Origin of the sequence: Brenneria goodwinii, assembly GCF_002291445.1 — a bacterium.
GTDB lineage: Bacteria > Pseudomonadota > Gammaproteobacteria > Enterobacterales > Enterobacteriaceae > Brenneria > Brenneria goodwinii.
In genome coordinates this window covers 2,624,059-2,650,006 of sequence record NZ_CP014137.1, presented here as the reverse complement: position 1 = coordinate 2,650,006, position 25,948 = coordinate 2,624,059, and the positions used below count along the sequence as shown (strand labels likewise).

24 protein-coding genes and 2 pseudogenes are annotated in these 25,948 nt (G+C 42.4%); 22 read left to right on the top strand and 4 right to left on the bottom strand.

Translation table 11 applies throughout. The annotated features are described in order from the left end of the window. The first annotated feature begins 11 nt into the window (after positions 1-11). From rfbA to ACN28R_RS11810, 9 genes and pseudogenes are all read left to right on the top strand, one after another. A complete protein-coding gene (gene rfbA / locus ACN28R_RS11850; protein WP_095834522.1) occupies positions 12-881 on the top strand; it encodes a glucose-1-phosphate thymidylyltransferase RfbA in 870 nt (289 codons plus the stop codon). Position 882: 1 nt separating this feature from the next. Then, positions 883-1,419, top strand: coding sequence for a dTDP-4-dehydrorhamnose 3,5-epimerase (gene rfbC, locus ACN28R_RS11845; protein ID WP_095834521.1), 537 nt, complete (start codon positions 883-885; stop codon positions 1,417-1,419). After that, a complete protein-coding gene (gene rfbD / locus ACN28R_RS11840; protein WP_095834520.1) occupies positions 1,416-2,270 on the top strand; it encodes a dTDP-4-dehydrorhamnose reductase in 855 nt (284 codons plus the stop codon). Before rfbC ends, rfbD begins: the two co-directional genes overlap by 4 nt. Positions 2,271-2,384: 114 nt before the next feature. Beyond that, a complete protein-coding gene (locus ACN28R_RS11835) occupies positions 2,385-3,338 on the top strand; it encodes a glycosyltransferase family 2 protein (protein WP_095834519.1) in 954 nt (317 codons plus the stop codon). A 182-nt stretch (positions 3,339-3,520) separates the two neighbouring features. Continuing rightward, positions 3,521-4,486 (top strand): nitroreductase family protein, encoded by a 966-nt coding sequence (locus tag ACN28R_RS11830; protein WP_095834518.1) that lies wholly within the window; start codon positions 3,521-3,523, stop codon positions 4,484-4,486. Between the two features lie 48 nt (positions 4,487-4,534). After that, positions 4,535-6,046 (top strand): MATE family efflux transporter, encoded by a 1,512-nt coding sequence (locus tag ACN28R_RS11825; protein WP_095834517.1) that lies wholly within the window; start codon positions 4,535-4,537, stop codon positions 6,044-6,046. Between the two features lie 29 nt (positions 6,047-6,075). Continuing rightward, complete coding sequence (locus tag ACN28R_RS11820; RefSeq protein ID WP_186364041.1) at positions 6,076-7,179, top strand: polysaccharide pyruvyl transferase family protein; 1,104 nt, start codon at positions 6,076-6,078, stop codon at positions 7,177-7,179. Positions 7,180-7,181: 2 nt separating this feature from the next. Next, positions 7,182-8,366: a glycosyltransferase family 4 protein gene (locus ACN28R_RS11815; protein WP_095834515.1), complete on the top strand. Its 1,185-nt coding sequence runs from the start codon at positions 7,182-7,184 to the stop codon at positions 8,364-8,366. Between the two features lie 99 nt (positions 8,367-8,465). Continuing rightward, positions 8,466-9,016: pseudogene (locus ACN28R_RS11810) on the top strand (transposase family protein); the annotation flags it as partial. Positions 9,017-9,217: 201 nt separating this feature from the next. Here the strand turns inward: ACN28R_RS11810 and ACN28R_RS11805 are convergent. Further along, complete coding sequence (locus tag ACN28R_RS11805) at positions 9,218-10,408, bottom strand: hypothetical protein (RefSeq protein WP_095834514.1); 1,191 nt, start codon at positions 10,406-10,408, stop codon at positions 9,218-9,220. A 247-nt stretch (positions 10,409-10,655) separates the two neighbouring features. Between ACN28R_RS11805 and ACN28R_RS11800 the strand changes: the two genes are divergently transcribed. From ACN28R_RS11800 to ACN28R_RS11770, 7 genes and pseudogenes are all read left to right on the top strand, one after another. Then, entirely contained in the window at positions 10,656-11,891 is a 1,236-nt protein-coding gene (locus ACN28R_RS11800) for a hypothetical protein (RefSeq protein ID WP_095834513.1), read from the top strand. Positions 11,892-12,241: 350 nt separating this feature from the next. Next, on the top strand, positions 12,242-13,273 hold the full coding sequence (locus ACN28R_RS11795) for an acyltransferase family protein (protein WP_095834512.1): 1,032 nt from the start codon (positions 12,242-12,244) through the stop codon (positions 13,271-13,273). 172 nt (positions 13,274-13,445) lie between these two features. Further along, positions 13,446-13,695 (top strand): annotated as a pseudogene (locus ACN28R_RS11790) (UDP-glucose 6-dehydrogenase); the annotation flags it as partial. Between the two features lie 214 nt (positions 13,696-13,909). Further along, positions 13,910-14,470 carry a DedA family protein gene (locus tag ACN28R_RS11785; RefSeq protein ID WP_048635578.1) on the top strand — a complete coding sequence of 187 codons (561 nt, stop codon included), beginning with the start codon at positions 13,910-13,912 and terminating at the stop codon, positions 14,468-14,470. A 162-nt stretch (positions 14,471-14,632) separates the two neighbouring features. Next, positions 14,633-14,887: a type II toxin-antitoxin system Phd/YefM family antitoxin gene (locus ACN28R_RS11780; protein ID WP_095834511.1), complete on the top strand. Its 255-nt coding sequence runs from the start codon at positions 14,633-14,635 to the stop codon at positions 14,885-14,887. Continuing rightward, positions 14,887-15,195 carry a type II toxin-antitoxin system RelE/ParE family toxin gene (locus tag ACN28R_RS11775; protein ID WP_048635576.1) on the top strand — a complete coding sequence of 103 codons (309 nt, stop codon included), beginning with the start codon at positions 14,887-14,889 and terminating at the stop codon, positions 15,193-15,195. The genes ACN28R_RS11780 and ACN28R_RS11775 overlap by 1 nt, the downstream gene beginning before the upstream one ends. 191 nt (positions 15,196-15,386) lie before the next feature. Next, complete coding sequence (locus ACN28R_RS11770; RefSeq protein WP_095834510.1) at positions 15,387-16,289, top strand: sugar phosphate nucleotidyltransferase; 903 nt, start codon at positions 15,387-15,389, stop codon at positions 16,287-16,289. 274 nt (positions 16,290-16,563) lie between these two features. On the opposite strand, the gene ACN28R_RS11765 is transcribed toward ACN28R_RS11770, so the two are convergent. Then, positions 16,564-17,178 carry a plasmid pRiA4b ORF-3 family protein gene (locus ACN28R_RS11765; RefSeq protein ID WP_095834509.1) on the bottom strand — a complete coding sequence of 205 codons (615 nt, stop codon included), beginning with the start codon at positions 17,176-17,178 and terminating at the stop codon, positions 16,564-16,566. A gap of 265 nt (positions 17,179-17,443) precedes the next feature. On the opposite strand from ACN28R_RS11765, the gene gndA reads away from it, so the two are divergent. From gndA to ACN28R_RS11740, 5 genes are all read left to right on the top strand, one after another. Continuing rightward, entirely contained in the window at positions 17,444-18,850 is a 1,407-nt protein-coding gene (gndA, locus tag ACN28R_RS11760) for an NADP-dependent phosphogluconate dehydrogenase (protein WP_095834508.1), read from the top strand. A 502-nt stretch (positions 18,851-19,352) separates the two neighbouring features. Beyond that, a complete protein-coding gene (locus ACN28R_RS11755) occupies positions 19,353-19,616 on the top strand; it encodes a hypothetical protein (protein WP_095834507.1) in 264 nt (87 codons plus the stop codon). A gap of 113 nt (positions 19,617-19,729) precedes the next feature. Then, complete coding sequence (locus ACN28R_RS11750) at positions 19,730-20,389, top strand: YjbF family lipoprotein (RefSeq protein WP_082152950.1); 660 nt, start codon at positions 19,730-19,732, stop codon at positions 20,387-20,389. Positions 20,390-20,403: 14 nt separating this feature from the next. Then, positions 20,404-21,183 (top strand): capsule biosynthesis GfcC family protein, encoded by a 780-nt coding sequence (locus ACN28R_RS11745; protein WP_095834506.1) that lies wholly within the window; start codon positions 20,404-20,406, stop codon positions 21,181-21,183. Further along, positions 21,183-23,315 carry a YjbH domain-containing protein gene (locus tag ACN28R_RS11740; protein WP_048635569.1) on the top strand — a complete coding sequence of 711 codons (2,133 nt, stop codon included), beginning with the start codon at positions 21,183-21,185 and terminating at the stop codon, positions 23,313-23,315. The genes ACN28R_RS11745 and ACN28R_RS11740 overlap by 1 nt, the downstream gene beginning before the upstream one ends. A gap of 42 nt (positions 23,316-23,357) precedes the next feature. On the opposite strand, the gene ACN28R_RS11735 is transcribed toward ACN28R_RS11740, so the two are convergent. Continuing rightward, positions 23,358-23,495 (bottom strand): hypothetical protein, encoded by a 138-nt coding sequence (locus tag ACN28R_RS11735; RefSeq protein WP_183096769.1) that lies wholly within the window; start codon positions 23,493-23,495, stop codon positions 23,358-23,360. A gap of 361 nt (positions 23,496-23,856) precedes the next feature. Here ACN28R_RS11735 and licT point away from each other — a divergent pair, with 361 nt between their 5' ends. Continuing rightward, positions 23,857-24,684 (top strand): BglG family transcription antiterminator LicT, encoded by an 828-nt coding sequence (gene licT / locus ACN28R_RS11730; protein ID WP_048635568.1) that lies wholly within the window; start codon positions 23,857-23,859, stop codon positions 24,682-24,684. A gap of 163 nt (positions 24,685-24,847) precedes the next feature. Here licT and ACN28R_RS11725 read toward each other — a convergent pair whose 3' ends face one another. Continuing rightward, a complete protein-coding gene (locus ACN28R_RS11725) occupies positions 24,848-25,948 on the bottom strand; it encodes a DmpA family aminopeptidase (RefSeq protein ID WP_095834505.1) in 1,101 nt (366 codons plus the stop codon).

Here is a 25,948-nt window from a genome sequence, read left to right as displayed (position 1 = left end):
ATATAAAGACTATGAAAGGTATTGTATTGGCCGGTGGTTCTGGAACGCGTTTACATCCGATTACCCGCGGTGTATCTAAACAGTTGCTGCCTATTTACGATAAGCCGATGGTGTATTACCCGATATCTGTATTGATGCTAGCAGGCATCAAAGAGATCCTGATTATCTCAACGCCTGAGGATATGCCTTCATTTAAACGTCTTCTTGGGGACGGAAGCCGTTTCGGCGTCAACTTCAGTTACGCTATTCAACCTAGTCCGGACGGCTTGGCGCAAGCGTTTCTTATTGGTGAAGAATTTATTAACGGCGATCGTTGTGCTCTAGTGCTGGGGGATAATATTTATTTTGGTCAGAGCTTTGGTCAAAAGCTGGAAGCCGCATCGGCACGAACGGAAGGGGCGACGGTATTCGGTTATCAGGTGGTAGATGCCGAGCGTTTTGGTGTGGTTGAATTCGATGAAAATAATCGAGCGATCTCTCTGGAAGAAAAACCGCTGAAGCCCAAATCCAACTGGGCGGTAACCGGCCTCTATTTTTACGACAAGCAGATAGTCGACATGGCTAAACAGGTAAAACCTTCTGCCCGTGGTGAGCTTGAGATCACGACGTTGAACGAAATGTATCTGGAAAAAGGCCAACTCAATGTTGAGCAATTGGGGCGTGGTTTTGCCTGGCTGGACACCGGTACGCATGACAGCCTGATGGAAGCATCACAGTTTGTTCATACCATCGAAAAGCGGCAGGGATTTAAGGTTGCCTGCCTGGAAGAGATAGCTTTTCGTAAAGGGTGGTTAAGTAAAGAACAGGTTGCTGAAGAGGCTAAAGCCATGAGTAAAACGAATTATGGGCAGTATTTAGCCCGCTTGATTGGAGAGAAATAAGATGCAGGTTAAGGATACCCGTATTGAGGGTGTAAAGATCATTCAGCCAAAAGTCTTTGGTGATGCGAGAGGCTTTTTCCTGGAAACGTTTGAAAAAAGACGCTATCAGGAAATGTTGAATATTGATCTGGATTTTGTACAGGACAATCACTCCCGTTCCTCAAAAGGCGTATTGCGCGGACTGCATTTCCAGAGATCAAATCCACAAGGGAAACTGGTGCGCGTTGTACGTGGGGAAGTATTTGATGTTGCCGTCGATATTCGCCCTGATTCACCAACTTATGGCGCCTGGGAAGGGGTGATCCTTTCAGAAGAAAACAAAACTCAGTTCTGGATCCCGCCCAGTTTGGCGCATGGTTTTGTTGTGTTGTCTGACGTTGCCGATTTTGAATATAAATGCACGGATTACTACAATCCGGCAAATGAAGGTTGCCTGTTGTGGAACGATCCTGATGTTGGTATTGAATGGCCTATCAACAATCCTTTGCTTTCCGAAAAAGATAAGTTAGGCAAACGGTTTAAGGAGCTGGCGGTATGAAAATTTTACTGACAGGTGCGAACGGCCAGCTTGGCCGTTGTTTTCAGGATCGCCTGCCGGAAGGCTGGCAGGTATGGGCAACGGATACCGCCGAACTGGATATTACCGATTATGAGAAAGTATTGTCTGCGGTAAAAGAATTCCAGCCTGACGCCATTGTCAATGCAGCGGCTTACACTGCGGTGGATAAAGCGGAAAGTGAACCGGAACTGGCGGCATTGGTAAACAAGACTGGGACTGAGAATTTGGCTCGGGCCGCCAAAGAGGTTGGCGCTCGTCTGGTTCATGTCTCTACGGATTATGTTTTTGATGGTAAAGCAACGGTTCCTTACGTTGAGACAGACAAAACCAATCCATTAGGTGTATACGGTCAGACCAAGCTGGATGGCGAGATTGCAGTTTCCCATATTTTGCCGGATGCTATTATTATTCGGACTGCATGGGTTTTTAGCGAATATGGCAATAACTTTGTGAAGACCATGCTACGGTTGGCAAAAGATCGTGATGAATTAGGCATTGTGGCTGATCAGCGCGGTTGTCCGACTTATGCAGGAGATATTGCTCAGGCTATTATTGATTTGCTTAATCTTAAAGCCTCAGGTGGTATTTATCACTTCTGTGGTGATAAGGAAGTAGCTTGGAATGAGTTTGCTGAGGCTATTTTTAAGAAAGCCATAGAGCTAGATAAATTGAATAAAGCACCGGTTATTAATGCAATTACGACAGCACAATATCCTACTCCTGCGAAAAGACCATTATATTCTAGCCTTAATTGTTCTAAGATTAAGAATATATGTGTAGAACCATCCAATTGGAAGTGTCGGTTATCCGATATTATAATGAAGCTCTAAAATACCATTATCAATATATTATTTGGCTATAAGTAGTCAGCGCTGATATGTTGACTATTTATTTTTTTTGTATTTTTTATGAGCGTGTATAGCTAAATTTATAATTGGATAGATATGAAAAAAATAGATGTTTTGTTGGCCACATATAATGGTGGTGAATATATTGAAGAGCAGATAAATTCAGTGCTCTTGAATTTTGATAGGTTGAAGTTTTATGACTGTAATTTAATTATATCTGATGATTGTTCCTCGGATAATACTGTTGATTTAATAAATTTTTTTTGCAAAAAAGATGCAAGAGTAATATTTACTAATAATGATAAGAAAGGTGGTGTTAGGGGAAATTTTGAATTTTTGATTAGTATTACAAGCGCTGATTATGTTTTCTTTTGTGATCAAGATGATTTTTGGTTACCGAGAAAAATGGAAGTATTCATTAATAAATTTTTAGAAATTGGAGAAAATGGAAATAAACCAATTTTAATTCATTCTGATTTATGCGTAAGTGATAAGTATCTTTCTCCGGTAGATAGCTCGATGTTTCGATATCAGAATATAAATAAATCTCCAACGTTCCCCGAAATCATTGCTAGTAACTCAGTTACTGGGTGTGTTATGGCGTGTAATAAACGACTTATTGAATTAGCAAAAATGGGAAACATAAGGAATGCAATAATGCATGATTGGTATATGGCTATGATTGCAATGGCCTTAGGTCATCTATATTTTATTGATCGTTCACTGATATTATATCGACAACATGGTAATAATCAGGTTGGAGCCAAGTCATTTGGATTAAAAGAACTGTTTATTATAAAAAACATAATAAAAAAATATGAAAAAGCTAAATTTTCAGTCACTGCGACAAGAAATCAAGCATGCCTTTTTTTAAATGATTATATGGGGCTACTTAATGATGATAAAAAGACATTGTTAAAAACTTTTTCTTCACGAGAGACAACATCTTTAATAAATAGGTTCTCTCTTTTTTTTAGAAAGGGAATTAGAAAGAAAGGTATATTAAGGAATGTGGTCTTTTTTTATATATATGTTGTTTGCAATGGATGATAATCTGAAGATGTTTAATTAAATTTTGACTATCTTTTCAGATTTTAAATGCAGTTGGTTATTGTACCTATATAATAGTTATTTTTCTATATATAATAATGGGTTTTTATATAAACTAATGAATTTTTTTTCATGGAAGATTTAACGGAATATATTTATGAACTTTATTAAAAGAGGGGCTTATGAGAAGTTATCTTTCTGTTTTTCGCAGTAAGTTAAAAATTGCTGTTGATTTTTACCAAGACTATAAGGACTATGTTAACTATTCTTTTTATAGTAATAAAAATAGAGTCAATGATGTTGAATATTTAGAAGGGATTATTACCAGGCTTTACCATGGGGTTGAAAAAGGACTTTCCGTAAGCAATTTTAAAAAAGAATTTGGACTAAAAAATATAGATTGGCTACAGAATATATTGCTCGATGCAAAACATAGAGGCTTTCATAGCGTTCATGTTGATAGTGCTATAACTACATTAAAAAAGTATTACTCAGCACATGATGATTCAGGAAGCGATGCTTTTAATAAAAGTAAGGAGTTTTTTTTTAGATCTATAAATATCGATAGCAATATTGATGGTGGAGTTAAATATTTAAATACCAGGGATGATTTATCATCCTTAGGGTATAAAGATTTTTTCTCATCTAGACAGAGTGTTAGAGAATTTAAAAACGAACCAATAGATGAAGAAACTATAATAAATGCTATAGATATAGCAAAATACTGCCCATCAGCATGCAATAGGCAAGCTATAAAAGTTTTTTATTCTTTAGATTCCAAAAAAAATGCGGAAATTCTTTCTCATCAGAATGGAAGTCGAGCATTTCGAGATAATGTACCTGGTTTATTAATAATATGCTCTGATATAAGATATCAAGAAGGCGCAGAGGAACGACATCTCGGATTTGTAGAAGGTGGCATATGGATTTTATCATTAATTAACGCATTGCATTGCATGAATCTTGGGGCATGTGTTTTGAATTGGTGCGTTCGTGCTCGAAAGAATAAAGATTTTATTCATCTTTTTAAAATCCCTCCTTATTATGAAATTTGTGCCATGATTGCAGTTGGTAAGCCTATACCTGCACAAAAAACCCCTTGCTCTGTTCGTCGCAAAAGCGAAGATTTTTTGGAAAAAATAATATGATCATTCATCTATACTTGTTGGGGCTGAATCGGCGGATTTTGCTGAAAAATGAATAAATCAAAAAGAATCATGATAAATTCAGCTATCTTATATGTACGTATGATAGCTACAATGATGATTACTCTGTATATATCTAGAGTAATCATTAACGCCTTAGGAATTGAGCGGTTTGGCCTTTATAGTGTATTGTCTAGTTTTGTTATACTTGCTGGCTTTATTACTAGTATATTGGCAGTATCAAGTCAGCGATTCTTATCAGAGAGCCTTGCTGAAAACTCTAATATTAATCCTGAAAAAATGTTTAGCGCCTGTCTTTCTGTTCATTTGGTGCTGGCTTTTTTAGTTTTATTTATCATAGAACTAACTGGTTTATGGTTCATTAATAATAAACTTGTTCAGTCTGTTGTTAGTAGTGATGTTGTTAATGTAGTGTTTCAGTGCTCCGTTTTTATTTTTATAGTAAATATACTATATTCACCATTTTTGTCTTTGCTATTAGCGTATGAAGATATGTCTTCTTATGCATGGTTGAGCATTCTAGATGTGTTGCTAAAACTACTTGCAGCATGTACTATCCATTTTTTTAATGGTGAGGTACTGGTTAACTATATTTTTAACTTAACTTTTGTAACACTACTATCCTCAGTATTTGGTATTATCTTTGTTTTTAAAAAGTATCCTAATTTTAAACTGAGATTGACTACAGATAAGCAGATCATTCAACGAATTTTCTCATATGTCTCTTGGAACTTATGGGGGGGAGTGGCTGCAGTGATGAATAATCAAGGGATAAATGTACTGTTAAATATTTTCTTTGGTGTAACAGTTAACGCATCTAGAGCTATATCTTCCCAGATATATTCAGCAATTAATCAAGTCATAGCTAGTTGCCAAATGGCATTTAATCCCCAAATGGTAAAATCATATGTAGAAAATGATCGCCCCTATATGAAAGATCTTATATATAGAGGAACTAAATTATCTGCATTTTTGACCAGCTTGATTTTTATATTGATATACAAAAATGTCGAATTTATTTTATCTTTATGGATTGGTCAATATAATGAATATGCTATTAACTTCATAAAGTTGATGTTAATCGATACTTTTATTAATTGCTTGAGTGGTGCAGTTATCATGGCTATTCAGGCTACAGGAAGAATAAAATTATATCAATCTGTGGTTGGTGGATTATTATTACTTAATTTACCAATATCATTGATTTTTCTTGTAACAGGGAATGAGCCTACATTTGTTTACGTAATTTCTATATTTATTTCATTAATTAGCCTATTTTTCAGATTGTTTTTCTTAAGGAGGATTCTCAAGCTGCCAATAGCAGATTTTTTATTCAATGTCGTATTTAGAACATCTATCTCATTGATCATATCTTATGCTTTTCAACAGATTATCTTTGAAAACTCAAATGGTTTTCTCTCTTTTGTACTAAATGTTTTAGTCGGTGGTGTCGTTTTAGTTATTATGACATTTTTAGTATCCTTGGACAGAAGTGAAAAAAAATTGATAATAAATTTGATGAAAAAAATTTCGATTAAATGAAAACTTTTTATATAGAAGAGATTAGTTATATGGGAAATACACAACAAAAAAGGGTTGCTATTGCAACATTTCATTCTGCTCACAACTATGGTGCTGTGCTACAAACCTATGCTTTATATAGAACAATGGAAAAACTTGGCAATGATGTATATTTGTTAGATTATTCTCCAAAAAATATAAGGAAAAGTTACTCACTATTTCCTAAGTTGAAAGATTGCGATGGTACTGTTCATTTTATTAAATCATGGGTTAGTCTTTTCCTTGACTTTAAACGAAGATATAAAAGATATATTGGTTTCGATGGTTTTTTAAAGAGAAATTTTAAAACTATAAAGAATGATCAGACAATAGTTGATTCAATTATTGTAGGAAGTGATCAAATATGGAATCCTACTATTACAGATGGTTTTGATCAGAACTATTTTGGAATAAGTTCGGTTGTTCAGTCTAATAATATCTTTTCTTATGCTGCAAGTATGGGTATTTCTGCTTTGACAAAAAAAGATGAATCGATATTTGTTTCTTTACTGAATAATTTATCAAATATAGGTGTTAGGGAAAAAGAATTACAAGTATATATTAATGGATTAACTAATAAAGAAGTATATGTTAACTTAGACCCTACCTTGTTGTTAGAGCAAGAAGATTGGAACTCTATTACTAATAGAACCGAAAAAAGAGGTAAGTATTTGTTGGTTTATGAAGTAAAAGAGCATCCTCAGACATTTAATGTGGCTAATTATCTTGCTGAAAAATTAGGTTTGGATATTATAGTTCTTACTGCTATCACCAGTTATAAAATAAGTAAGGAATATGAAACGGATAAGTCACCAGAGGACTTTTTATCACTATTTCATAATGCTGATTTTATAGTAACAACATCATTCCATGGGACGGTATTCTCCATTATTAATGAAAAAAACTTTTATACATTAGAGTTCGGAAACGATGTGGATTTGAGATCGAAATATTTATTATCTGAAGTTGGACTTTCGCACAGAATGATACCAGAACTAACTTCCCCTTCTTCTGATAGTCTGTATATAGATTATCCTACGACCCTAGTTAAAGAAAAACTCGATGGTTTGCGAGAAAAATCAATTAATTATATAAAAAAATCTTTGAAAGGATAAATATGAAAAAGAAAGTATTGTTTGTCTTTCATGAGACTGATCCATTGAGTGGCGGAAATGCATCAATGCTTGATGCAATAATAAATATAAAAAAGAATGAATCGTTTGATATCATGGGATTAGTTCCATATAAAAAAGATAAGAAAAGCATTGGAGTTAGTGATGTATTAAGTGATATGGGGATCTCCTCAATTGAAGCGAGATACTTTTCATCCAGATATCAGTGTGAGCAGGTAGGAATTAAAGAAACCATAAAAATAGTAAAATGCATTGTGAGAAATTTGATCTCTATTATATCTAGCTTTGGTGTTTACAGAAGAGTTAGTCATTCTGGAATTGCTGTCGTCTATACAAATACTTCCGACCTATATGTGGGTTCCATATTAGCAAAATTATTGTGTGCTAAGCATATCTGGCATTTCAGAGAGTTCGGATACGAAGATCAAAAGGCCCACCATTTGATGGGAGATCGACTTTTTTATAAGATGTCAGAAAAATTTTCAGATGCTATTATTGTTATATCTAGATCATTAGAAGAAAAAGTATCAAAATATATATGTAAAAGAAAAATACATATGATCTATGACGATTTATCTTTTAAGTTAGATCGACCTTATGATAGAAAAAATAATGTCCTCCAACCTAATTTTTTGATGGTTGGTACTCTTTCCCCTGGGAAAGGGCAATTGGATGTAATTAGGGCATTATCATCATTGAAAGAAAATGGGGTTGATTTTAATTTGGGAATAGTAGGGCATGATGATAGTGATTACGCTAGATTTCTTAAGAATGAAGTTGTGAATTTGAATTTACAGAAAAATGTAAAGTTTTGGGGATTCTCCGGAGATCTCTCCAGGATTAGAGCTATCTATGATATAGGCATTGTTGCTTCTCATTCAGAAGCTTTTGGTCGAGTAACGATTGAAGGTATGTTATCTGGATTAGTAATGGTGGGTTCAAAAAATGGCGCTAATAAAGAGCTAATTCATGATGGCGAAACGGGTTTTTTATATGATGGGAATAGTACAAAAGACCTCATAGAAACATTGGAGACGTTGTTAAATGGAAAGATAAATGTAACGCTGATTAGAAATAATGCATACTCTTTCTCTAAGCAGTTTATTGAAGGGAACGGAAGTAAATTAATATCAGATTTGATAGAATCAGTTGTTGAAAGAAATATATAAAAACGTTTTCATAGCGGAATTAATGAATTAGGTTGAAGATCAGCAACAAATTACGCAAGTAAGGCATTTTTATCCCCCCGGAACTGGCGTTGATTTCATCTGTGGCTTCACGATTTGAACAATTTCAAAAAATGCCTGAAAGCACTTGGGGAAAAAGTTGCCAAGGCAGGTATAGAACTAAATGATGTCCAATGTCAAATGCGGCACTGTAAAGAAGAGCCCATGACGCTGAGGGCAGCGGTGAAGTTGATCCCGGCTATCAGGGATCTCGGACACCTCTGTGGATAATCTGAAAGGTGTTGGTAGGTTTACCAGCAAACTTTTGCCGATACCTACTCAAAAGTAGCGCCTCAAGCTGTTGGTCAGTAAACAGCCGCGGATTTACGGAAATGACCGGGTTTTGCCATTTTATGGGTTACAGGGCTTGCTCGATGTTGGGAATATTGATCGATCGCAGTGACTGGGGTGAGAATTATGATTACCAGCGTTATCTGGGAGATTAATGATATCGATCACTTGAAGACCAAAGCGATGTCGTAAACCAACGGTATCAACGAACGGTTTCACAAAATGATATTACAAGCGTTTTATCTGGTGAGAAACCTTACGGAGATCTTGAAACATTACAGGGTGATCTTGATGAATGGTTGCTTATTGTAAGCCAGACTTAATCTGATGAACTAACTGACTCCAGTATAAATAAATCAGTAGCTGTCAGATCAAGTCTATACTAATGCAATTAACGCCTATACTGGTGTTCCTTTACAGCTCACTAGATAGAAAACAATACATACTACTCATTTTAGAAATGAGTATATATTTACTTCTCATATCTTAAGACCGACAAATACTTAATTATGCTTTAGTGTGTTTAATTTCATTGGCTTTATAAAAACTGCCATGAAAAGTAATAAATTACCATATTCATATCCATATGTCTGGAAACAAACATTTAAAAGATAACCTAAAGCGAGTAATAACCTTCCCCTTTTCCATCCAGGTCTAAATAATATTAATAGAAGGAATATACTAAATGATATGAAATGAAAAATTCCATAAGCACCAATCTGATTCATGAAAAACATATGAAAATTGTCAATGCCAATTGTCGACATAAGAGTAAAATTTAACTTTGCCAAACCCATTCCAAGAATATAAAAATCATTAACATTTTCGAAAAAGTAACGCCACAGTTCTAGTCTCTGACTTGCTCCGTCATTATTATTTGTTAAATCAAAAAAAGTAAGGAAAAAAACAAAGGCAGCAAAAAAAGAAATTGCAATTACAAACAGTTTACTAAAATATCCAGAAAGCATGAACCTATAAAAACCGTATAATACTAAAATAGCAAGAATTGCCTGTCTCGATAAAAATGATAACGATGTTGTAAAGAAAATAAGGAATATGAATGTTCCAACTTTTTTACCAAGACCATCTGATATATATAAATATAGCGCAAATGTTGATACTACAAACATCGCAGATATATTTTTTGTAAGGAATAGTTGTCCTAAAGGCTCAGCAATTCCATATAAGCTTGAACTATTAAGTTCAGAACCAGAAAAAAGCATCATATATAATGTGGATATCCCTACTGATCCATTAATAAAATAAAGTACAGTAGCAGAAAAAAACCAAATTACGACAATTGCAATAATCCATTTTAAAGCATTTTCAGTGAAGTAGATTTTCGAATTGCCAATCAATAAAAGAATTGTTGCAGTGTTTACAAATAGCTTAATAGCCAAATCATAGTCAGGTGAGTCTGATGAGGCTTCTACAATAAACGGAATGGTAAAAGCAGGAATTGAGACAATAAAAACAAATACGTCATTGAAGTTAATAGTTTTCCTTCCTATGAAGGCTAGGATCATCACCATTAGCTGAGGAATAAGGTATAGGACGTGGCTAAATGATATTATTGGATAGAATAGTATCGTGAGAAGGAATAAAACCTGCCCTAACTCACTGATTCGTTCTTGGGATATGTTGCTTGGTGCCAACATAACTTCGCTGTTTTTTGTTAAGATTTTGTTAATCATAGATACCTTGAATATCCTGCGCCAGGTGGACAAGTTTTATTCGCAATGCTAATGCCGGATAGTCTTATTCAATATGTATATCAAGTCAATCGGATGATCGAATATTAAGTGCTACTTTGTGCGTTCGCGCTTGATGAAAGTATGGAATTTATACTAATAAATTTAGCCTACCTTATAGATAGATCTTTGTTGTTCCTTTGATTAACTACCTTTTCACGTATAGGTGATGATTCTCATGAGGTTGTGTATGTCGATTCTAATGAAAATATTAGTTTTATCAATGTGTTGCCCCTTATTTGTTACTGCCAATCCCGGTATCATGGGGCGCGTAGAAATTGGAGAAACGCCAGATATTCAATTTTTAAGTGGCGTTTATGTCTCTAGAGACACATTTGGGATGAGAGCAAATGCTGTCGCCGCGGCCGTAAGAGCAAATGCGAAGTTTCCGTTCGACTATCCTGTGCTTGGTCTTAATTTTCAGAAGGATCTTATCACGTACGGAGATAGAGACTCTGTTGGGTTATATGCTGACAACACATCCCCCCCATTCAAACCATGGGAAAAAGTAACTAATGTTACATATTATCCGGTATCTTTTACTTCACCTGAGCTAGATACATCAATGATTAAACCGGGGATGATAATAGATACAGATCATAAACCAAAATGGTCTACCTATGTTGTAAAAGTATCAAATGGGAAGGTGCTAACTGCTGGTTGGGTTAATTCAGCAACAAGAAGAATGGGGACGCCACCGAGTGGTGTAGGGTTAACAATAAATCCAATAACAAAAGTATGGGCAACAAATTTCAACACTTTTTTACCTGATGGAGCAAGATCTAAGGCTGCGGTAATACAAGAAAACGGGGCCATAAACAACAGTATAAAGGAGCCGTCATTTGTTGTTGGGATTGATACCGTTCTTCTTCCTCAATCTAAGTTCGGCGGAACCGCCGCATATCTAGCTAGGCAGTCCGATGGCGGAAATATGCAAAGATGGAAATATGGCTTTGTATCGCAAGGTGCTTACGCTAACTTTGCAAGTCATGACTCTGCAAGACTAACACCAGATATAGGATTTGAAGAAAGCTCCAGCGCCAAGAACGGGATGGTGTTTGCTGGGAAAAACACAGAATCATCATTGTTATGGAAGGATGGTAGTCGTGTCGTTGCCTCAATAGATCCAAAAGGATTAATTCAAAAGATAGGATACAAAACCATTGTCATAAAAAATGACACGGAATTATCTGACACCGTTGGTCGATATATTATTTCATCATTAGGAAAAGTCACTTTAACGCTGCCACCTAAAAAAAATGTTTTTGATGGTTATACTCTAAAATTGACAAAAACTTCTGGCAAAGATGTTACATTAAAATCATCTGATGGTGTTAGCATAAACGGAAATACAAACTTTACAATCAGTGATGCATCATGGAATAAAGAGGCTATTTATGTAGGTGGTAGTTGGTTTATTGAGTGATATAAATCATATCTATTGGCTCTGATCTGATACAAACTTTTCTCTGACTGAGTTTGCTTGCGTTATACATTGGTTTTATCTACAGTATGTTTTCCTATTCTTATCTCGCGAGTGGGTATGCTGTTAAGCGAGTTATTTGAGGAAAGATATTTCTCTTATTTATAGGCCGACGGTTAGCGAGTAAGAACACAATGGTGATTTATGATAACAACTCAAAATAAAATGCAAAGAAAATTGTATATCACTCCATTCAGTCCAGGGAGGTGATAGGTAGATAAATTAAATGTCTGAACTAATTGCTTAGTAATAATGTAAATGGATTGTTATTTATTTTAATTTGGGGTGTGGCTATGAAGGTTGGGGTGTCCGTTAAACACGATAACAGTTTTGATATTATTAGGCATATTGCTGCCATCATGGTTATTTACAGTCACCACTTTGCTTTAAGTGGGATGAAGGAACCATCTTTTTTGGGAGTTGGATCTTTTGGTTCTTGTGCTGTGTTGATTTTTTTCTCCATCTCAGGTTACTTAATCTCTCAAAGTTACATGAGGACCAAGTCAAATTATGGGTATGCTAAGAAGAGATTCCTAAGAGTTTATCCTGGGCTTGCTGTATGTTTGATTTTTACCATTTATATATGTGGAGGATTTCTCGGTAAAGATGGCTTTTTGAGTTGGGTTTCTTCTATCGAGGCAATTAAAACCTACTTGCGGGTAATATTTTTAACCGGTGTTGGTGTGGTTGGCGTGCAACCTGAAGGTATGAATTACTTCACGTATGATTACATACTCAGTAACACAATGAATGGTAGTGTATGGACACTATTCTTTGAGGTATTTGACTATATAGCAATAGCTTTTGCGTTGAGTCTCTTCAAAAAGCACAATACAGGAGTTTTTCTGCTTCTTATATGTTCTATTATTCTTCAGATTATATGTATTGAGTATGGTATAACTAAATTGGCGCTAAGAGCGACAAGTCTGTTTACGATACCTTTTGCGTTCGGGGCTTTACTTTTCATATACAAAGAAAAATGGTTTTATTGTAATCGAGTTAAGTTTTCGATGCTTATCATTTCCATGCTTGTCATGTTTTTTTCTATGGGGAATGAGATTTTATCTAAAACCATTTACCCAATGGCATTGTGTTACGTAACTCTATTGGTAGGCCTTTCTTTTAAGGATGTTATGATAAAAGGTAGGTTTGATTTTTCTTACGGTATATACATATACGCATTCCCAATTCAGCAAATAATAATTAATGAGACTAATATTGGATTTTTCCCCTCGATGTTATTATCTTTGATTTTGACGATTATCATTGCATCTATATCTTGGTTTTTTGTTGAAAAGCCTATGCTTAATAAAAAGAATTCATGAATATTTATTCGTGCTGGATAATTAAATATCCTAGTACATATGAGCTCTCTTAATATAACGGAGGGCTTTGTTGCTATCAATATACTTAAGTTGTTTGTATACATATTTAACTACGATAAATAGCTAGGTTTTTTACTTTCACTGTAACAACCGAAACTGTAACCGTAGGCTTCTACTCCATTTAGTTATGAAGAGCGGATCTGATAATTTCCGTGCGTCGGCGATTCAAGGCGTATAAAGGGATTGAAGTCGTAGTCTATGAGTCTGAACTAAAAGAAGATACTTTCTTTCGTTCCCGTGTGATTCGTGACTTGGCAGAATTTAAACAGCTCTCAGATGTGATTCTTTCCAACCGGATGGCATTAGAACTATCTGATGTTGCGGAAAAAATCTATACTCGCGATCTCTTTGGTTCAGATTAATTGCATAAAACCTGCTTTATTTCATCTGTAATAAAGCAGGTAATCAATTTTATTTGCCACGTTATGATTAAGAGTACTTATCCAGCCGAATAATCAAATATTGAGTATTTTTCTGTTATTTATGTCTCCGCTGGCGACGAATCACCCTCTAACGCTTACCAATCAGCCTATACTTACCCTTATCTAACAGAAAAATAAGGCGTAGATAGTCGATATGACCGATTTAGCCCATTACATTACAGTATACGGTTATTGGGCGCTGTTTATCGGGTGCTTGGTGGAAGGGGAAACCATCACCCTGTTGGGCGGCATTGCGGCGCATAATGGGTTGCTGCATTGGCCGTGGGTAATTACCGTGGTAGCGATTGGTGGTACGCTGGGCGATCAACTGTTGTATTTCGCCGGACGTCGCTATGGCCAACGGGTTATCTCACGTTTAAAAGGCCAGCAAAAACGTATAGCCCACGCCCAGCGTTTGATTGCCCATCATCCAATGCTGTTTGTTATTGGCGTGCGTTTTATGTATGGCTTTCGCATCATCGGCCCGGCGCTGATCGGCGCCAGTCGGCTTCCCCCTGCACGCTTTGTGCCGCTCAATATTCTCGGCGCCATTCTTTGGGCTTCGATATTTGTCATGCTCGGCTATTTCGGCGGTCAGGTGATTGAAAATATCATTGGCGATGTCGATAAAAAGCTCTCCAGTCTGTTGTTTGTTGTACTGGTTATCGTTGCCATCCTGTTGCTTCGCCATTGGTGGCGGCATCGTTCTGTTTGATTCGGTGTGCTGATAGTAGAGTGTTTGTCACTGGCGGGGGCCTCCTCTTTCAGAATGGCTGTTATCCATGTTCAAAACAGCCAAAGAAAAACTGACAGACATACGCTGAATAACCTAAAATAGGTTCGAATCGTTCGATTTGTGCTATTTTCGGAGGGGAAAATGTTCAGTTTTACCGCTAACCAGGCCAAAACCCAGTTTGGAGAGCTACTTACGAAAGCGCAGCGTGAACCTGTCAGTATCACAAAGAATGGGAAACCTTCCGTGGTGGTGATGTCCGTTGATGATTATCTGGCCTATGAGGAGATCAAACTTCAGCAACTACGTGACAAACTCGCTCATTCTGTTGCACAGGCTAATGCTGGTCTGGTGTTCGATGGCGATGAGGTGTTTGATGAGTTGATGAAGGATCTCTGATGCCCCGATATAAGTTGACTGACGATGCACGAGAAGATCTCCGCGAAATAAGAAAATATTCATTGAAACAGTTTGGTTCAGTAGTGACCCGTGAGTATCTGCATGGAATGCAGGTTGGTATGCAACGTTTGGCTGAAAACCGGCAAATGGGCAGTGATAATACTGAGGAACTGGGTATTCAGGGATTGTGGTGTTTCCCATACATGAGTCATACCATTTATTATCTGCTCGCACCACATGGTATTACGGTTGTCGGCGTACTTCACCAGAGCCGTTTGCCGAATATATTGCGCTGGCGCGGACGGTAAGCGTTAATAATGTTGTCGGTGTGGCACGAAGGGCAGAATGACAACTATTGCCGTAACATCATTGATATCTTAGAAAAAGACGATCCTGGCGATCTCTTTGCTTTGGATTAGGTGTAATCTTAAGGGCATACGTGGCTCTGGGGTGTATGGTGCCACTGAGAGATAAAGTAATCCAATAAGAGAGTCAACTCATGACATCATTGAAAGCTGTTATCCCTGTAGCTGGTTTAGGGATGAATTTGTTACCGGTGACCAAGGCTATTCCTAAAGAGATGCTGCCGTTGGTTGACCGTCCGGTGATTGAAAAGATCGTTAACGAGTGTGCCAATGCCGGCATCAAAGATATTATTCTGGTCACGCATGCGTCCAAGAATGCGATTGAAAACCACTTCGATACTTCCTTTGAGCTTGAATCCCTGTTGGAAGAGCGCGCCAAGCGCCAGCTGCTGGCAGAGGTTCAGGCCATTTGTCCGAAAGGCGTCACCATCATGAACGTGCGCCAGGGCGAACCGCTAGGGTTAGGGCATGCGGTGACCTGCGCCAAACCCATCATTGGCGATGCGCCCTTTATCGTGGTGCTGCCGGATGTGGTGCTGGATGAGGATACGGCCGATCAAACTAAAGATAACCTGGCGCTATTGATCTCTCGTTTTGAAGAGAGCGGAAATAGTCAGGTGCTGGTGAAGCATCGCCCTTATGAAGTTCTGCCGGAGTATTCCGTTGTTGAATGTAAAACGCCGCTGGTGAAAGAGGGGGATGCCGCAGCCATTACCTCGATGATTGAAAAACCGGAGCTGGCGCCGTCTGAAGGTTCCGATCTTTCCGCTGTCGGGCGTTATGTGCTGACGGCTGATGCCTGGCCGATTCTGGACAAGATCCTGCCGGGAGCCTGGGGGCGAATCCAGTTAACGGACGCGATTGCGGAACTGATTAAAACTCAGCAGGTGGACGCGGTGCAAATGGCGGGCCGCAGCTTTAACTGCGGACGTAAGCTTGGCTATGCGCAGGCTTTCATTTCTTATGGTCTGCGCAACCCGGAATTTGGCAAAGCCTTTAAAGAAAGCATCAAGACGTTGCTGAAAGAACAAGCCTGATAAAAGAGACGTCGTGCCGGAACGGGCACGACGCAATAGTGCTTAGGATTCTATAAATATCCGAATCTTATGCACCGAGCCGTCACTGAAAGCGGGTTCCCGCTGGTGCAAATTAGCCAATAGCTATTTATGAGATCCCCGCCGACTACCACGGGGATGACGGGGTGGTTAGCGGGGATGACTGGTACTCTTAGTAGCGGAGACAACCGGTAGTGCGGGCTCTACCGGTTGTATTTCTCCGCAAGCGTGACGGAAGTAAGGTATTTCCAGTCAGCTATTTCTCGTCAAACCACGGTTGATATCGATCTCTTGACCAGCGGGAGTAGAGCATTAAGTTGTCATTCACTTCATCGGCATCAAATAGCCCAAAAATATCCGGTTCTATTTCCAGTAGTTCGGCGGGAATGCCAAGCCACTCTAATGTTTCTTCATAATCTTCATGAGCCGGATCCTGAAGGATGCCGAGCAGATTTTCATAGCCTGGCGCGCCGCCGCTATCTTCCGGCGGGCACACGCGCTCACCGTCAAGGCAAAATAGAAAATCACCAAACTCATCTGGTTGATAGTTAGTGTTTTCCAAAATAATTTCGTGTTCCCAATCGTCCCCAAAATCATAGAGATAAGTCAGCTTATGGCCCTTACGCTTTAGTAGTTCGTTAAGGCGAACGAAACCTTCATCTTTACCCTGTGAAGGGGCTTCCGGTTGTTCGGTAAACTGTTTTTTGCCGAAAATAAATTGATGAAGATGGCTGTCTTCCCAGCCCATCACGATTTGCAGCACATCATGCAGACGATCGAGGGTGATGGAAGCGGGTACAACAAATCGCCGCCAGATAGAGGGGGTTGTGCCGATAAGGGTGACTTTTAGCTGATAAAATTTTATATCCATACCAGATCTCCTTTAAGTGTAGGGTGCCTTGCCCACAGAGGGAGTGAGCCATGAACAGCCAGTGGCATATTACGCAGTGTGTAAAAAATCAGCAAATAATGAATATGGACGGATGTGACTATTCATTTTTCGCCAACTATTCTTGCTATCAAACCAATCACTATTCACCTGTCGTAAGCTGAGTTACCATGTTGGCCTGCTTTTGATTGCCAGCGGGTATGGTGAACACCGCTGGCAGGTTATCCTTCAGACAGGAGTTGTTTTAATGTCCAAACAGCAAATTGGCGTTGTCGGTATGGCGGTAATGGGGCGCAATCTGGCGCTTAATATTGAAAGCCGTGGCTATACGGTTTCCATTTTTAACCGCTCTTCAGATAAAACTGACGAAGTGATTGCAGAAAATCCGGGTAAAAAATTGGTGCCTTATTACACTGTTGAAGAGTTCGTTGCATCCCTGGAGAAGCCGCGTCGTATTCTGCTGATGGTTAAGGCTGGCGAAGCGACTGACAAAACTATTGAGTCACTGAAGCCTTATCTGGATAAAGGCGACATCCTGATCGATGGGGGTAACACCTTCTATAAAGATACCATTCGTCGTAATCGTGAGCTGTCTGCCGAAGGATTCAACTTCATCGGCACCGGGGTTTCCGGTGGGGAAGAAGGGGCGCTGAAAGGCCCGTCCATTATGCCCGGTGGTCAGAAAGAGGCGTATGAACTGGTGGCGCCGATTCTGGAAAAAATCGCTGCCCGTGCCGAAGGGGAGGCTTGCGTTACCTATATCGGCGCTGATGGTGCAGGCCATTACGTGAAAATGGTGCATAACGGCATTGAATATGGCGATATGCAGTTGATCGCTGAAGCCTATGCGTTGCTTAAACAAGCGCTGAATCTAAGTAATGAAGAGCTGGCTGCCACCTTCTCCGAATGGAATAAAGGTGAACTGAGCAGCTATCTGATTGAAATTACCGCCGATATCTTTACCAAGAAAGACGAAGACGGTAAATACCTGGTTGATGTCATCCTTGATGAAGCGGCGAACAAAGGTACCGGTAAATGGACCAGCCAAAGTTCGTTGGATCTGGGCGAGCCGCTGTCGCTCATCACCGAGTCTGTGTTTGCGCGTTACCTTTCTTCTCTGAAAGATCAGCGTGTTGCCGCGGCTAAAGTGCTGAGCGGGCCAACCGCTCAACCGTTCAGTGGCGATAAAGCCGAATTCGTGGAAAAGGTTCGCCGCGCGCTGTATCTGGGTAAGATTGTGTCTTATGCGCAAGGTTTCTCCCAATTGCGCGCTGCATCTGAAGAAAACGATTGGCATCTCAACTATGGCGAGATTGCGAAGATTTTCCGCGCTGGCTGCATTATCCGGGCGCAGTTCCTGCAAAAAATCACCGATGCCTATCAGCAGAAAGCCGATATCGCCAACCTATTGCTGGCGCCGTATTTCAAGAAAGTGGCGGACGAATACCAGCAGGCATTACGTGATGTTGTGGCCTACGCCGTTCAGCAGGGTATTCCAACCCCGACGCTCTCTGCGGCCATCACCTATTACGACAGCTATCGTTCCGCGGTACTGCCCGCGAATCTGATCCAGGCGCAGCGCGATTATTTTGGCGCGCATACTTATAAGCGCACCGATAAGGAAGGGGTATTCCATACCGAATGGTTGGATTAATTTGGAATAATGTAAGCTCGCGTTTGGCGGGCATCTCCGGCAACGACGGAACGTAGAATGGAGCAAATTCCCGCGCGTATGGGAATAACGATTTTGTCACTCAGGTTTTGTTATTAAATGCACGCCAGATTAGGAAATATCTGGCGTTTTTGTCTTAAAAGATAAACATTTGCGTATTGGATTGAATAATATTGATTTTTTTGATTTCCTTTTGTCAGTTCAGTTAAAGAAATCTATTTTTTTACCAAGATCTTCATTATCTATTGTGTAGAGAGCTTGCTATTTTTAATAAAGTTGCAAGAATTAGTCTGGGATGATGGTGTTTGAAATAGTTGTTACCACCATACGCCTGTAACTCATTGCCGGGAGGATCCCGGTATCGGTGGGTCAATGGTAGAACAGGATGTTTTTACTATAGTACCGATCGGAATGAAGGACGGGGTATGGTCGTACTGACAATGCCTCACCCTGAAGTACTTCATGTTCAAAAAAGGAAAGCGTAATGAAAAAAGTGTTAATTGCATTGGCTGCTGTGTTGGCCATGTCGTCAAATGCGTTTGCCGTTGATGGCGTTTCTGCCGAAACCGCTGGTGGTTCTGCTGCTGGTACTGCCGCTGTCGGCGCTGGTTCTGCTGCAGGCACTACTGGCCTGGTTGCTGTAGGTGTCGCAGCAGCAGTAGCGGCAGGTATTGCCGTTGCCGTTGCCAACGATGACGACAATGGTAGTACCGGTACCAGTACGACTACTACTACCGGTACTCGTTAATCTTGTATTAACCATAAGGCCACTTCGGTGGCCTTTATTTTTCCTGATTACTACGCTGTTCAGCGAGAATCCATTCAGTGATAAAAATAAAACAAATGACGACAGTAAAACGAATGGCAAAAATGAATATGCTGATTGCCGCGCCGATTTTGTCCATCCTCCTGATCGGTTGTTCTCAGAAGATGGAGTCATTGGGAAAAACGGCGAAGCTGGCTTTTTTAGGGCAGGATGATACGCAAGTTACCGCGCAACAGGTTGCAAACACTCCCTATGCTTCCGCTTATCTAAAAGTCGGTAAGGCGCCTCAGGCCTTTGTCGTGTTGGTATTTGCTGAACAACAGCAGTTGAAGTGGATTGCCGCAGACAAGAATATGGTGGTGACTCAAAACGGCCGGTTAGTCAAAACGCTGGGGTTTGGGGAAGATATTACCAACGTCAGTAATCTTGCACAGGATCCGCTGACCTTAGGGTTACTGAAATCCACTACGCCGATGAAATGGCAAACTCGGGTTGAGTGGTCCCAGGTTTTCCGGGGCGGATATGACTTAACCTCCGTTTTCCAGCCTCGAGGCAGAGAAACGGTGCGGATTTTGGATCGGTCACGTGAACTGATGCGTTTCGATGAGCTGGTTAGCGTCCCTTCATTGAATGAAACTTATACCAATAGCTATTGGCTCGATCCGGCGAATGGCCAGGTTGTACAGAGCCATCAGTATATGGGGCCGGATATGGCGCTGGTGAAATTCACCGTCTTAAAACCATACGTACAATAAGGGGCTTAGCTTAAATGTTGTCACTCACTCGTATGGCTACTTTATTGCTGCTGGTTTGCGGGTCGGCGACCGCCGCCCAATTAACCGTGAAAGATCCTCAGCAAACCATCGCGGTTGTAAAACTTGATGATGGCACGCGTCTGGAAAAATTCTACCAACAGGCCGCGTTGCCGGGAAATGTAAATTGGCAGGCGGCGTTAATATCTGATTTTGCCACCACGCAAAAAGCGTATCAGCAGGGCGATACGCTAAGAGAAAAGCTGGCGGAGCTGGAAACGCGTTGGCGTAATTCCGGTGATGGCGATTTGGCGATCTCGGCGTGGTTGCTGCGTAAAACGCTGGAACCAATCAACATTGCCGGCCGAATCCATACCGATCTCGATCCCGATCGTGTGCGTGTTTATCCGCAGAACAACCGGCCGTTGGTCGGCGAGTATGCGCTGTACATCGCGCCGTATTCCGATAGTTTTTCACTTATTGGCCTGATTAATACCTCTGCGGATGTCGGCGAACTGGAAACGTCGGGCAAGGTTGCTTTGCGTTCCGGGTGGTCGGTTGAGCGCTATATTTCCGGTCGGCGTCTTTTGGCGGGGGCCGATAAAAGCTTTGGCTATCTGATCGGCGGTAACGGCGTATGGCGCAAGGTACCTCTGGCGCTGTGGAATCAACGGCATATTGAGCCCGCCGCTGGCGAAACGCTGTTTATTGGTTTTGATCCTTCGGTATTGCCCGATGATATGGCATCGCTAAACGATCAACTTGCTGACTATCTTGCAAACCGGATCCCACACTAATGATAAAAAACAGAAACTTTAAACTGGGCTGTCTGTCGTTGGCGATCGGCAGCATTTTAAGCGCCCAGGCGATAGCGGCGGATGCGACGCAGGAAAACGAGGTGACCAACGCCAATACCCGCTATAAGCCGGCTGGCGTATCGCAATCTGATTTCGGCGGCACCGGGCTGCTGCAAATGCCGACGGCCCGCATGGCCGAAACGGGCGAATTCAGCGTCAACTATCGTGATAACGACCAATATCGGCGCTACTCGGTATCGTTGCAGTTATTAGACTGGCTGGAAACCACCGTTCGCTACACCGATATCCGAACTCGTCCTTATAGTAATAACCCCGGATTCAGCGGCGATCAAACCTATAAAGATAAGGGATTCGATCTAAAGGCGCGCCTGTGGCAGGAAAGCTACTGGATGCCGGATGTGTCTCTGGGCTTGCGTGATATCGCCGGGACCGGATTATTCGACAGTGAATATCTGGTGGCCAGCAAACGTATCGGGCCTTTTGACTTCACCCTGGGTATGGGGTGGGGGAATATGGCGGAAAGCGGCAATATCAAAAACCCGGCCTGTTCCTTGAAGGATAGTTTCTGTACCCGCACGGCTAACACCGATACCGGCAAATTTGAGGTCAAGAACTTCTTCCACGGACCGGCGGCGCTATTCGGCGGCGTTGAATATCAAACGCCGTGGGATCCGCTGCGTCTGAAGCTGGAATATGACGCGAATGATTATAGCAACGAGGCCGCCGATCGCGGGCGGAGTGAAAAAATAAAGCAGGACTCTCCGTTTAACCTCGGTATGGTGTACCGCGTCGGGGATCTCTTGGATACCACATTGTCCTGGCAGCGTGGCAACACGCTGATGTGGGGCTTTACTCTGCGCACTAACTTCAACAAGCTGAAACCGGCGCGTCTTGATGACGCTCCGCCGGTTTATGCTCCGGTTAATGACGGAAAAGGGACGAATTGGCAGCAGGTGGCGAAAGAGCTGGATGACAAAGCCGGGTATAACGGGGCGGATATTTATGCCGACCAACGTCAGGTCACGGTGGTTGCTCAGCAGGATAAATATCGTGATAACGATGAAGCCAATCAACGGGCAGCCACGATACTGGCTAATCATGTGCCGGAAGGCGTTGATGAATACCATATTGTGAAGCGCAACCAGCGGATGCCGATCGCCAGCACCCAAGTGGATGCTAAAGCGTTCCGGCAGGTGCAGCAGGCGGAGACGCCGCTGGGTCAACCGGAACCGCAAACACACCGTTCAGAGCCTGTGGCGGATATTCGCGGGCAGCAGGTGTTGCTCACCGAACCGCAACGTTTCTCCTATTCGCTGGAACCGGCTCTGACGCAATCCATCGGCGGTCCTGAATCATTCTATATGTATCAGATCGCGCTGAAGGGCAATGTGGACTATCGCCTGAGCGACCACTGGACGATCGGCGGAACGGCATCCCTGAACCTGTTGGATAACTACGATAAGTTCAACTACACGGCGCCTCCGGCTGATGGCGCGGCATTGCCGCGAGTCAGAACCCGGATCCGGGAATATGTTACGTCTTCCGATCTGATGCTGACCAATTTACAGTTGACGCGCATGGATAATCCGGCGCCGGACTGGTATAGCCAGGTGTACGGCGGCTATCTGGAAATGATGTACGCCGGCGTCGGCTCCGAAGTGCTGTATCGGCCTTACGGGCAAAGCTGGGCGCTTGGCATGGATGTCAACTACGTCAAACAGCGTGACTGGGACAACATGATGAAGACGGCGGATTACGACGTCGTGACCGGCCATTTGACGGCGTACTGGGAACTGCCGTTCGTGGAAGGCGCGGTGGCGAAGGTCAGCGTTGGGCGTTATCTGGCGGGCGACAAAGGGGTGACGCTCGATCTGTCCCGCCGCTTTGACAGCGGTATTGTCGCCGGCGCCTTTGCCACGAAAACAGACGTCAGCTCCAGTGAATATGGCGAAGGCAGCTTTACCAAAGGCTTCTATATCTCCATACCGTTCGATCTGATGCTCTCCGAGCCAACCGTGAAACGCGGTTCCGTCGGTTGGGTGCCGTTAACGCGTGACGGCGGACAAATGCTGCAGCGCCGCACTTCGCTGTATGGCGTTACGGATAACTGATTAAGTCGATCCTACGTACCGCGGTAATTCTCCCCAGGGCCGTTAAATCCGTTTAACGGCCCTGATTTTATGATCCAACGTCGTCATTTCCGTAGGCGAGGATGACGCCAGTCGTACTTGCAAGGCAAAGACCGGGTACTGATTAACGGTGATGTTCATCACATATTGCTCTGTTTGCATTTGAGTTAGCCTTAATTAGCGGATATAACTCCGCAGTAAGGACGTTATTAGGTCGTACCTGAGCGAAACCTGAGACGAGTCATGTTATTACCGACATGGCTCGTCTCAGGTTTTTTTTGTGCCTATTTCCCAGCCGCCCTGCAAAGAAAAGCGAAGTAAGCAACGCCAATGGGACTGATGGCGAACACAACACGGCTCGCCTAAAAAGCACCGGGGCCGGTTGGCGGCGGATCCGTATGGGGTATACGCGGATCATCAAACATAACGGATTATAATTCGTTATAAAGAAGGGAAAGGGCGCTATGATTCTGCCGGCCTTCCTTTTCCTGCAACCGGGCGTGCTGCAAGCCGAGATGACGTGATGAAAGTGAAAAAAATACTGAGTAATAACGCAGTTTTGCTGATGAGGGAGGATCACAAGGAAGTTGTAGCCATTGGTAAAGGGATTGGCTTTGGCAAAAAAGAGGGGGATGACGTTGATCCTCAACGAATCGAAAGTCAGTTTATCAAGAAAACGGACGACATGGCCGACGTTTTGTCGCAGCTGTTGGCGGAAATTCCCGTTGCCTATCTGACGGTGACCCAGCAAATCATTACGCTGGCGCAGCATAAACTGCAACTGAACGTGCAAGACACTCTTTTTCTGGCATTAAGCGATCACATTAATTTTGCGGTGCAGCGTCATAAAAAAGGGCAGATCATCAAAAATGCCCTGTTGTGGGATATAAAACAGTTCTATAGCAGCGAGTATGCGGTAGGGCTGGAAGCGCTGTCGCTGATTCGCTCAAGGCTGGATATCGATTTGCCGGAAGATGAAGCGGGATTTATCGCCCTGCATTTAGCCAATGCCCGCAATAACAGCGACATGCACAGCACCATGCAGAGCGCGGGGATCATTAAAGATATTCTGACCATCCTTAAATATGATCTACATATCCAGTTTGATGAAAACTCGCTGGATTATCATCGCCTTATCACTCATCTCAAGTTCTTTGCCTTACGGTTGCTGAACCGCAGTACGGTCAGCCATGGCGACGACAGCATCTATCAAGGGATCAGGGAGCTGATGCCGCAGGCGTTTTCCTGCGCCATGAAAGTGTATGACTATGTGGAAAAAAACTATAACTGCCAACTGACGACCGATGAGATCATGTTCCTGACCATCCACATTAACCGCCTGCAAAAATAACGCACAACACATCCAGGCCGTAGCCCCTCGTTATTGACGGCCTCTCCCCGGAGTCGGGCGCGTGCTACGACATAGCATGAAAATGGCGGTATTGTGGCGCACGAAACTGTCTCTAAGTCCGCATAAAAATGCGACTAAGAGACAGCTGAAAGGGAGAGAACCATTAAGGAGTGACCGCGGCGGGATTCATGCGTTTAATTACCTCATACAGCGCCTGCGGATCGATCGCTTTACACATCCCCGCGGGTTTTTGCATCGGCGCATCTTCGGCGGCAAGCATCGCGTTGATAACCGCTTCGTGCGTGCAATTTACCGCCGACTGGTAGACTACATCAAAATATTCATCATTCAGATACTGGAACGAGCGGTGCGCCGTTGCGGTCTGCGGCAGGGCATCGGCATTCGCGGTACTGAACGCCAGAAAAATATCGCCGGAATTATTGCCGCCCGGACTCCCGCTTCTGGCAATCCCCAGCGCCGCCCGTCTGGCTAACCGCTGGAGCTGATGAGGCATCATCGGGGCATCCGTCGCCAGCACCACGATGATGGAGCCTCGTTCGCGCAGCATCCCGGACGACGACGATTCCATTAATGTTCCGACGGGAACGCCGAACAGCTCAAACCAATCCTGCTGGCCGTAATTGGCCTGCACCAGAACACCCAGCGTATATTGGCGATCCTCAATAGTAAAACGGCGTGACGAGGTGCCGGTTCCGCCCTTGAAACCATAGCAAATCATGCCGTTGCCGCCGCCCACGTTGCCTTCCTCCGGCGTGCCGGAACGTGCCGAGTTCAGCGCGGCCAACGCGTCATCCTGGGTGACATGCAGCCCGTTGATGTCGTTGATCACGCCATCATAGGTTTCAGCCACCACCGGCATCGCCCAGATATGGTGTTCCTCCCAGGTATCGCGGTACTGGGTCAGCATCCATTTGACGGCCGCCTGATGTACTGTGCCGACAGAGTGGGTGTTGGTCAGACACACCGGCCCGACGAAATAGCCGCCATCCTTTATCCAATGCACCCCCGTCATTTCGCCATTGCCGTTTAACGCATCGTAGCCGGCCCATACCGGCTGCGGTAGCGTTTGGTATCCTCTGGGCAAGATGGCGGTGACGCCGGTCTTGATGCGCTTGCCATCCTGGCTGATGGCATCAAGGGTGCGATAGCCGACCAGCACGCCGTCAACATCGGTGATGGCGTTATATTTTCCTGTCGTACCGGGAAACCGTAATCCCAATTGGCGGGCTCTGAGTTTTGCCAT